The organism is Massilia genomosp. 1, from assembly GCF_011682185.1.
In the GTDB taxonomy this organism is placed as follows: domain Bacteria; phylum Pseudomonadota; class Gammaproteobacteria; order Burkholderiales; family Burkholderiaceae_D; genus Telluria_A; species Telluria_A rubra.
The window spans coordinates 1-8,684 of the sequence record NZ_WHJF01000164.1 but is presented as its reverse complement, the minus strand read 5'-3'; the positions used below and the strand labels follow the sequence as shown (position 1 = coordinate 8,684).

General features: G+C 62.2%; 9 protein-coding genes. 3 read left to right on the top strand and 6 right to left on the bottom strand.

Features of this window, described 5'->3' with window-relative positions; all coding sequences use genetic code 11:
* Window positions 1-285: 285 nt before the first annotated feature.
* Window positions 286-1,464: a hypothetical protein gene (locus tag F1735_RS31505; RefSeq protein WP_167240708.1), complete on the bottom strand. Its 1,179-nt coding sequence runs from the start codon at window positions 1,462-1,464 to the stop codon at window positions 286-288.
* 280 nt (window positions 1,465-1,744) lie between these two features.
* On the opposite strand from F1735_RS31505, the gene F1735_RS31500 reads away from it, so the two are divergent.
* Window positions 1,745-2,713, top strand: coding sequence for a hypothetical protein (locus F1735_RS31500; protein ID WP_222853133.1), 969 nt, complete (start codon window positions 1,745-1,747; stop codon window positions 2,711-2,713).
* Between the two features lie 48 nt (window positions 2,714-2,761).
* On the opposite strand, the gene F1735_RS31495 is transcribed toward F1735_RS31500, so the two are convergent.
* Window positions 2,762-3,244, bottom strand: a complete 483-nt coding sequence (locus F1735_RS31495; RefSeq protein ID WP_167240704.1) for a MarR family winged helix-turn-helix transcriptional regulator — start codon at window positions 3,242-3,244, stop codon at window positions 2,762-2,764.
* A 25-nt stretch (window positions 3,245-3,269) separates the two neighbouring features.
* Between F1735_RS31495 and F1735_RS31490 the strand changes: the two genes are divergently transcribed.
* The gene (locus F1735_RS31490) at window positions 3,270-4,004 is read left to right on the top strand and encodes a siderophore-interacting protein (RefSeq protein WP_167240702.1); all 735 of its coding nucleotides are present in this window, start codon (window positions 3,270-3,272) and stop codon (window positions 4,002-4,004) included.
* A 24-nt stretch (window positions 4,005-4,028) separates the two neighbouring features.
* Here F1735_RS31490 and F1735_RS31485 read toward each other — a convergent pair whose 3' ends face one another.
* Window positions 4,029-4,505, bottom strand: a complete 477-nt coding sequence (locus F1735_RS31485; RefSeq protein WP_167240700.1) for a helix-turn-helix domain-containing protein — start codon at window positions 4,503-4,505, stop codon at window positions 4,029-4,031.
* 108 nt (window positions 4,506-4,613) lie between these two features.
* On the bottom strand, window positions 4,614-6,035 hold the full coding sequence (locus F1735_RS31480; RefSeq protein ID WP_167240699.1) for a pyridoxal phosphate-dependent decarboxylase family protein: 1,422 nt from the start codon (window positions 6,033-6,035) through the stop codon (window positions 4,614-4,616).
* A gap of 123 nt (window positions 6,036-6,158) precedes the next feature.
* Here F1735_RS31480 and F1735_RS31475 point away from each other — a divergent pair, with 123 nt between their 5' ends.
* Entirely contained in the window at window positions 6,159-7,049 is an 891-nt protein-coding gene (locus F1735_RS31475) for a LysR substrate-binding domain-containing protein (RefSeq protein WP_167240697.1), read from the top strand.
* Window positions 7,050-7,116: 67 nt separating this feature from the next.
* Here F1735_RS31475 and F1735_RS31470 read toward each other — a convergent pair whose 3' ends face one another.
* Window positions 7,117-7,380 carry a PAAR domain-containing protein gene (locus F1735_RS31470; RefSeq protein WP_167240695.1) on the bottom strand — a complete coding sequence of 88 codons (264 nt, stop codon included), beginning with the start codon at window positions 7,378-7,380 and terminating at the stop codon, window positions 7,117-7,119.
* Window positions 7,381-7,414: 34 nt separating this feature from the next.
* On the bottom strand, window positions 7,415-8,506 hold the full coding sequence (locus F1735_RS31465) for a virulence factor (protein ID WP_229506061.1): 1,092 nt from the start codon (window positions 8,504-8,506) through the stop codon (window positions 7,415-7,417).
* Between the last annotated feature and the right edge of the window lie 178 nt (window positions 8,507-8,684).

Genomic DNA, 8,684 nt, shown 5'->3' with positions numbered 1-8,684 from the left:
CCTACTTTGATCGCCTTGGCATGCCTCGCCTCACATAACCTCAACTACTCGAACCGCCCGGTGCGGACCCGCATGCCGGGTGGTGTGGCAGGGGAGCAGCTATATTTAGCTGCCCCCTATGCCGATTAAACTGCTCAGTGCGCGAGCGCGTAAGCTGTTGCCGCACGGTCTGGCAGCAACTGTCTTTGCGGGGCGCGGCGCGTATGGGCCGTATTTCGCGCACATGAGCGCCGCCCGTCAAAACGCATAATGCTAGCAGCCGACGATCCCAAGTCCGGCAGGCTGCTAGGCCGGCGCCAGCACGATCAGCGCGCCGTATTTTTCGATCAGCATGGCAATGCCATACAGGACCGCGCCGAGCATGCCGGCGCCCACCAGCATGTTGGTCCTGAATCCCAGGTAGCAGATCCACTCGAGCGTCACCAGGACGAAAAAACATAACAGGATGCTGGCGATGACTTTCAGGTCGAGAAACACATACATCATGCTGGCCACGATCGCCAGCGCTATGAACAAAGACATGTAGTGGCTGCGCTGCGCCTTGAACGGCCACGGCGAGGCGCCCACCAGCAAGGCGACCGACAGCGCAATGGTGCAGTAGTACTCGATGCCGGCCTCGAAATAGCGGGCCGATTCCCATTGCATGCCGGTGGTGCGCATGACGCAATACGCCGTCAGCACCACCAGGTGGCCGAATACCATGGCTTTGAGCAGGCGCTCCCTAAATTCCAGGGACAGCGTGCGGGGCGTGTACATCATGCTGAACGAGAAAACCCCGGACAGGCAGACGGCGGCGAAAAATCCGAAAATGGCGGATTGGTAGCTTAATGCCAGTGCGCCGAAATAGAACATCCCCAACACACAGTCGGCGCTATGGGGCGCCAGCCGGTACAAGGGTAGCTTGTTCAGCGTTTCTCTGATGACCTTATAGGTCGTCATCATCCACGCCACCAGTATCAGGTTGCCCCAGGCGCAAAACAGCGCCAGGTAAAAAGCCTGCGCCGGCCAGATCGCTTGCGGGCGCAGCGTTCCGCAGATGGTCAAGCTCAAAAAGACCAGCTGATAAACGATGGTCGGCACTTTGCTTACGTGAATCCACAGCGCTTTTCTCATCTTGAGCAGCGTGTCGTAAAACACCAGCAAAAAGCAGATGACCGCGACGACCTTGATCAGGTTTACCCAGGACATATACTTCGCCCACAGCGATGGCTCGCTTGCCTGGGCCTGGCCGGCGGCACTCACCGCTTGCCGGAAATCGCCCGCACTGACGTATTTGCCGGTGACTTCGCGCGCGGCCGGCTCGCTCAGATAACCATCTTTCTGCATTTGCTTGATCAAGTCGGTCTTGATCGCGCCGGCAGTCGGCGCTTGTGGCGCTGGCGCCGGCGCGGGCGCTTGGGCAAACGCCCCCGCGCTGATCATCAGCATCCATCCCCAAAAGAACAAGCTGCGCAAATTGACCATGTAATTTCCGTTCAAAAATATTGAAAGGAGGGTAACACAGGCGAGCTGGCATGCGCCTGTGACGGGACCCCACGCATTGATGAGCGCATGAGCAGCGCGCTCTTGCATACGAGATCGCTCGCGAAAAGCAGCGGTCTCAGCACTTGAGAACCATCAAAAGCGGCCCGGAACCGGCCGATACACTCGACCATTGACGCAGCCGGTTTTGCACTGCATGCACGGCGGCATCAGGACCTTTCGCTGCCACCTTTTTGCGCAGCACTTTCAAGGAGAAACCCTTATGAAAACAATACTCTCGACCATCGCCAGCGCTGTCGCGATGGCCTTTGCCAGCGGCGCAGTCTCGGCCCAGCCCACGGTGTCCACCTCTCAAGTGGGCACAGGCAACAGCCTGTACGTAGTGCAGCAGGCGCCCGATCAGGAATTCTATGAACTGACTGCCACGATCAAGCAGACAGGCACGAACAACGTCGCCGGCGACCCTCTCAAAAAAATACCCGGCATTTTCCAGATCCGCTCCTACGATGCGTATGCGGACATCGTGCAGACCGGAAACCAGAATGGCGCGACCATTTCGCAGGACAATATCAACCGCAGCGGCACGGCCATCAAGCAGATCGGCGCCGATAACAAGGCGCTCGTGAAGCAAAAGGATTCCGGTGAGGTGGGCAATACGATCGAGCAGGTCGGCAATCGCAATGCGGTCAATGTCGATCAGCTTTACCTGTTCCCGTTCAGTATCCGTGCTTACCAGAAGGGCGATGACAACAACATCACCGCCAAGCAGGTCAATTCGGGTTTCGGCGGGCCGCTGGTGGAACAGGTCGGCAATCTGAACAAGGTCACGATCGACCAGGATAATGCGGTGTATTCGGGCGTGTGGGTGCAGCAGGGCGGCAATGGGAATATCGCCAGCGTCAAGCAAAAAGATTCCTATTTCACGCGCGAGCAAACCATTCTTCAGAAAGGCAATTACAACCTGGCCAGCGCCGACGAGCAAGGCCAGGATAACGCCAGCAAAATCGTCCAGACCGGTAATCTGAACAAGGCGACGGTGGTGCAGCGCCTCGATTACAGCCAGTCGCTGATTGACCAGACGGGCAACAACAATATCGCATCCGTCACGCAAAACGGCGGCAATCAGTACGACACGCCGAACATCGCCTCGATCATCCAGAAGGGCAATGGCTTCGCAGCCGCGATTACCCAAAGCGGCAGCGGCAATCAGGCAGGTGTCGTGCAGCAGTAAAGTCAACCCCGGGGCGGCGATCCGCGAGGAGGGCGCCTGCGCCCCGCCTCAGTCGTTCCGGTCCAGATTATCCTTCACTTGCAGCAATAGGCCGAGCAGTAGCTGTTGCTGTTCCCCGCTCATTGCCCGCACCGCCTGCGCGTTCAGCTTGCTCGCTTCGGCTTGGGCCGCCTGCTCGATGGCCTTGCCGGCCTCGGTCAGGGACAGGTGCGTGTTGCGCCGGTCGGCCGGGTCGGCTTCGCCATGCAGCAAGCCGCGTTCGCGCAGCGCCGTGATCAGGCGCGCGACCTGGGCCTTGTCGCGGCCGCTGTGGCGCGCCAGCCCGCTCTGGGTCGCGCCCGGATGGCGGCCGAAAAACGCCAGCACCTTCGCTTCCATGTGCGTGAGCTCATGCTGGCCGTCGCGCAAGGCCTGGAATTGCTGCGAGCGGTACTGGTGCATGATCGTATGGATCAGTTCCAGCACGGCATCCCGGCGCGATTCGTCGGAATGGTTGACATTGTCATTTGATTCGTGGATGATGGGGGACATTGTCAAGCAATTGAAGGGTAAAGAGATGAGTATAGACGCTCCAGTCAGCCGTGTGCAGCGTGTGCGCCATGAGCTCAAGATTCGCCGGGTCGAGGTGCTCAGCGTGTACGCCATCGGCAGCCATTTCCGCAGCATTCGCTTCGGCGGCGCGGCGCTGCACGATTTTCACAGCGCCTCGTTCGACGACCATATCAAGTTCATTCTCGGCGATGGGCCTGACGCCGCCAAGCGCGACTACACCCCGCGCAGCTTCGATCCGGTCGCGGGCGAACTGGTGATCGAATTCGCCCTGCATGGCGACGGCCCGTGCGCGGCCTGGGCGGCCCAGGCCGAGCCCGGCCAGCAGGTGATCATCGGCGGCCCGAAAGGCTCGCTGATCATTCCGCTCGATTACGAGTGGCATTTGCTGGTGGGCGACGAAACCGGCTTGCCCGCGATTGCGCGCCGCCTGGAAGAACTGCCGGCCGGCGCCCGCGCCACCGTCATCGTCAAGGTCGACGATGCGGCCGACCGGCGCGCCTTTGCCAGCGATGCCGAGCTCGACCTGCGCTGGGTCGGCAGCGATGCCGAACTGCTCGCTGCCGTGCAGGCGTGGGCGCTGCCGGCCGGCGACGGCTATGCCTGGTGCGCGGGCGAAGCGGCAAGCATGGCCGCCGTGCGCCACGAACTGGTCGACGTCAAGGGCTTGCACAAGACGGCCATCCGCGCCGCCGCCTACTGGAAGCGCGGCGGCAGCGGCTTTCATGAGAACCTGGAGTAAGCCGGCGCGCCTTGCGCGCTGGCGTCAGGCGCTCTGCCGTTCGCCCGCCGCGGGGGGATCGAACCAGATCCCGTAGCGGTCGCCTTGCCACGAAAACAAGTAAAACAGATACGCCGTGGCCAGCATGATCAAGCCGCCCGCCAGCGCCGCTTCGCTCACGAAACCGAGCAGGCAAAACAGGAAGCCGGTGGCGTGCGACATGGTTTCGATGCGTTTGGCGACGCGTCGGGTGGGGTGAATGTGTAAAAAGCTGAAGCCGAACCAGCAGCGCAGCCACAGCGGTAGCGCCTGCCAGTTGTGTGCATGTTTGTCGATCACGAAGTTCTCCTCGTTCAGGGTTGCCACCGCCACATCAAGCGCTGCAGCAAGACATTTAAGCGACTCCACGCTGGCCTTGTGGCCGCTTTCGATCCGCTGGATCGTTCTCACGTTCAAGCCCGACATCTGGGCTAATTGTTCCTGAGAAAGGTGGCGGCTGAGGCGCAGTTGTTTAAGAATCATGCTCTCTCCCGATGCTGGTGAACCACGAGTATTGCGCGATTCTAGCCGTGTCGGTGACGAAAAGCACCCGACATTGGCCCGACAATGGCCGCCATGCCCCTGGTTTCGCTAGATTCGATGCGTTTCGAGCACCAGCGCGACGGCTGCGACAGCGCGCCGGACATCGGCCTCGCCGGTTTGCCAATTGCATACCGATATCCTCATGCAACGCTTCCCGCGCCAGCTCGTGTTGCTGAACAGGGCCTCGCCGCCGGCCAGCACGGCGTTGCTGACCTCATCCGTCCAGCGGTCGTGATCGCTTTCGCTGGCACCCGGCGCGCGATCGAGAAAGCGCACCAGTCCTTGATTGACCGTCGGTTCCCATACAAGTTCAACGCCGGGCAGGGCGGCGAGACCGGTTGCGAGCGCATGCGCCGCCGCGCAACAGCGCTCGACCATGGCGGCGATACCATCGCGCCCGAGCTCGCGCATGGCGGCATACGCGGCCACGCCGCGCCCGCGTCGCGACCATTCCGGGTTCCAGTCCTTGGGCTCGCGCACATGATCGTTGTGGGCAACATAACTGGCTTCGTAGGACATCGCGCGCCGCTGCGCATCCGCATGGGCAATAAAAGCGAATCCGCTGTCGTAGGGGACGTTGAGCCATTTGTGACCGTCGGTCGCCCAGGAATCGGCGTGTGCGACGCCGGCCAGCAGATGGCGGTAGCGCGCGCTGGCGTTGGCCCACAGGCCGAAGGCGCCGTCCACATGCACCCAGGCGCCGTAGCGGTGCGCCAGCGGAATGAGCTCGGCGAAGCAATCATAGGCGCCGATGTTGAGGTCGCCCGCCTGCAGCACCACGATGAGCGGGGCGCCGGCGGCCTCCATCAGCGCCTGTTGCAAGCTTGCCGCAGCGAGCTGGCCGGCCGGGTTGACCGGGAGGCCGCGCACGGCGCCCGTGCCCAGGCCGAGCAAGCGGGCCGCGCGCGCGATGCTGCCGTGCAACTGGTCGCCGCTCAGGATGCGGATCGGCGGTGCGCCGCCCAGGCCGTCGCGTTCGACATCCCATCCCCGGCGCGCCAGCAGCGCATTGCGGGCCGCCGCCAGGGCGGTCGCATGCGCCATCTGGCAGCCGCTGGTGAGGGCGAAGCTGGCGTCGCGCGGCAGGCCGAGCAAGTCCTTCAGCCAGACCCCGCAGACTTCTTCGATCACGGTCACCGCCGGGGCGCAGGCGTAGGTGGCGGCGTTCTGGTCCCAGGCGCTGGTGAGCCAGTCGGCCGCCAGCGCGGCCGGCAAGGCGCCACCGATCACCCAGCCGAAGAAGCGCCCGCCGGCGCTGCCATTGATCCCGCCGGCCGTGTCGGCGGCCAGCTCGTCGATGACTTGTGCGGCCGGCAGGCCGGCGTCGGCCAGCGGCCTGGATAAACGGGCGCGCAGCGTCTCGAGGCTGGCGCGGGCGCCGACCGGCTGTTGTTCCAGATGATCGAGATGGGCCAGCGCGTGGCTCAGTGCGCTTTCCAGTGCCGGGCGAAACGGGGAAATGGTCTTCATGGCGGTTTGCAAGCACCTTAGTGGACTGTGCGTTGATTGTGGGGTTCCGAGCGTAAAGCCGGCACCCGGGTGCGCGCAAACGATCTGTTGCCGCTTTCACTATAGCTGGGCTAAAGTGAGGCCATGCGGATTCCACTCCAGAGCTTGTATACCTTCTTTGTCGTGTGCCGCGCCGGCAGCATGAAAGAGGCTGCGCGCGCGTTGCATGTCACGGCCGGCGCGATCAGCCAGCGCATCCGCGAGCTGGAGTTGCGGCACGGCCAGCGCCTGTTCGACCGCACCCGGGCCGGCGTGGTGACAACCGTTGCCGGGGCGGCCTTGTATGCCGATATCCGGGCCGCGTTCCAGCAGATCGAAACCGTGGCGCGCCGCGATCTGCCGGATGACATTGCGCGGCAACTGGTGGTGAGCGTGATGCCGTCGTTTGCGTCCGGGTGGCTGTTGCCGCGGCTGGGCGACTTTGCCAGGCGCCATCCGGCAGTCTCGCTCGCGATCGACAGCGATGCGCGCGTGGTCGACCTGAAAACCGAGGCGGTCGATTTCGCCATCCGGCATGGGCTGGGACACTATCCCGGCCTCGAAGCGCGCTGGTTGATGTCGCCCGCCATGATCGTGGTCGGCGCGCCGGGCTTATTGCGCCAGGGGCCGCCGATTCGCTGCCCGGCCGATTGCCTGGCCTACCCGCTGCTGCATGACCGCGAGCGCCAGGATTGGCGCTTGTGGCTGCAAGCGAGCGGCAGTGAATCGCCGAAGGCGCGGCGCGGGTTGTCGTTCAGCGACGAACATTTGCTGGTGCGCGCCGCCAGCGAAGGGCAAGGGCTGGCGCTGGTACGCGATATCTACGCAGGCGCCGACCTGGAGAAGGGGACCTTGTGCAAGGCGTTGGAGGGGCAGTGGCCGACGCAGTTCGGGTATTACCTGGTCGGTTTGGCGGACAGCTTTGCCGCGTCGGGCGGGCGCGCTTTCGTGGACTGGATTCAGGCGGAAGCGGCGCGCTCGCCGGGCGTGCCGTGACATCAGGGCGGGAATGACGTGGTTTGAGGCCAGTGGGCGGGTGTCGCGACACGTTATCAGCGCAGCGCTAACCGCGGCCGCTGTCCGGCACGGTCGATATCAACTTCGCGCCGCAACTGGTTGCATGACCTTCAAAGGCCACCGGTATGCCGTGGATCAGCACTTTCGGATCGCCCTCGACGATGACACACGCTCCATGGCCCGCAATCGGGCAGGAGCAGCGGTCGCCGAGGCGCGCGACCATGATGCCCAGTACCGTGGTCGTTGGGGCGGCCGAGATGACTTTGCCGCCGTGGGTCGTGGGGTCGTTCAGGCGAATGACGAGACGCATGACGGTTCCTCGTAAACACGGCGCTTGAAGTCATTCATTTGGAATAGCCCTGCGAGCCCGGCGTGGCGTCGTGACGCAATCCCCACCATGGAAGGTAGGCATTGTTCTCGCCGCGCGCACGAAACCATGGCGCGTCCGGATTCAAAGGGCGTACCTTTACCGGCGGGGTGACGAGCACGGCGGTTGTTTCGTCGGTATCGGTCGTGCCGGCGACCAGGACGTGTTTGCCCATGTGATTGGCCACTGCAATGCCGAGTGCAACGTTGGTCAGCGCTGTGCCGGCGCCCATCTCCCCTAGCAGGGCGGGCGTGTTGAAGGTTTGTTTGGCGAAATCGAACTCGGCCAGCTCGATGGTGAAGGTGTGGGCCAGGTTGGCCAGCCGGTCCGAGGATGCCGCATGGGTGTTGTTGGCGTCGTGAATGACAAAGCCGATGTCGGCCGTCGTTTTGCCAGCGTTGACGGCCGCAGCGGACAGCGTGGCTTGCCATGCCTGTACGGCTCGGTTTGGTTTGCCTTGCTGAGCGTCGAAGTCGGCGACCTTCTTGCTGGCTGGGTAGCTCAGCCATGCAAGTGCGGCGCGTTCGGTGTTGTAGTTGGGACCGGCGAGAACCAGCAGCACCATGTTCTCGTTGATCTGTTCGTCTTTGGGCGGGAAATTCGGGGCGTCCCAATTCATGACCCACACCGTTTCGTTCGGGTGTGCTTGCAGGTAGTCGAGTCCTGCGGACAGGGAGGTGAAGCCGGCATTCGGACCGCCCATGGTCACGCGTACGTCCGGTGGAGTGCTGCGCGACCATAGCGTCGGGGTATGAGCGTTTCCAATTGAAAATGCTTGGATCAAATTATCACGCGTGAATTTTGCCGCAGTGCTCTGATCGAGTCTTCCAGAAGGCAGTGCGTATTCCACGCGAATGCCCGCTAGCTCACGCCAAGTTTTCTTGTCTGTTAGCGAGTGGGCATTATAGAAATATTTGGAATTCGAGAAGTAAGTGTCGTGGAATGGCGTAGTTAGCTGAACGATGTATTTTTCGTGATAACCTTCAAATGTCTCTTTTCCGTTGTTGCCGTATGCAATTTCTGCAACCGCTTGAAGCTTAATATACTTTTTTGGGTTTGTTCTCACCATATCGTCATCGCGGTTGGCTTTAGCGAGGCCTAGCGCCCATAGCAGTTGCCACGTAACCAATCACCTCCCCGCAGACAATTTTTCTGCCTGGAAACTCAGTTCAATGTATGATGTGCAATCTTGTTAAAAAAGCCCACGCCTCTCACTGATTTCGACCTGCGCCAGATGGATGAAGAAT

Coding starts and splice junctions, on each gene's coding strand:
- F1735_RS31465 (WP_229506061.1), bottom strand. CDS start 8,506: ATGGTGAGAACAAACCCAAAAAAGTATATTAAGCTTCAAGCGGTTGCA.
- F1735_RS31485 (WP_167240700.1), bottom strand. CDS start 4,505: ATGATTCTTAAACAACTGCGCCTCAGCCGCCACCTTTCTCAGGAACAA.
- F1735_RS31480 (WP_167240699.1), bottom strand. CDS start 6,035: ATGAAGACCATTTCCCCGTTTCGCCCGGCACTGGAAAGCGCACTGAGC.
- F1735_RS31490 (WP_167240702.1), top strand. CDS start 3,270: ATGAGTATAGACGCTCCAGTCAGCCGTGTGCAGCGTGTGCGCCATGAG.
- F1735_RS31500 (WP_222853133.1), top strand. CDS start 1,745: ATGAAAACAATACTCTCGACCATCGCCAGCGCTGTCGCGATGGCCTTT.
- F1735_RS31505 (WP_167240708.1), bottom strand. CDS start 1,464: ATGGTCAATTTGCGCAGCTTGTTCTTTTGGGGATGGATGCTGATGATC.
- F1735_RS31495 (WP_167240704.1), bottom strand. CDS start 3,244: ATGTCCCCCATCATCCACGAATCAAATGACAATGTCAACCATTCCGAC.
- F1735_RS31470 (WP_167240695.1), bottom strand. CDS start 7,380: ATGCGTCTCGTCATTCGCCTGAACGACCCCACGACCCACGGCGGCAAA.
- F1735_RS31475 (WP_167240697.1), top strand. CDS start 6,159: ATGCGGATTCCACTCCAGAGCTTGTATACCTTCTTTGTCGTGTGCCGC.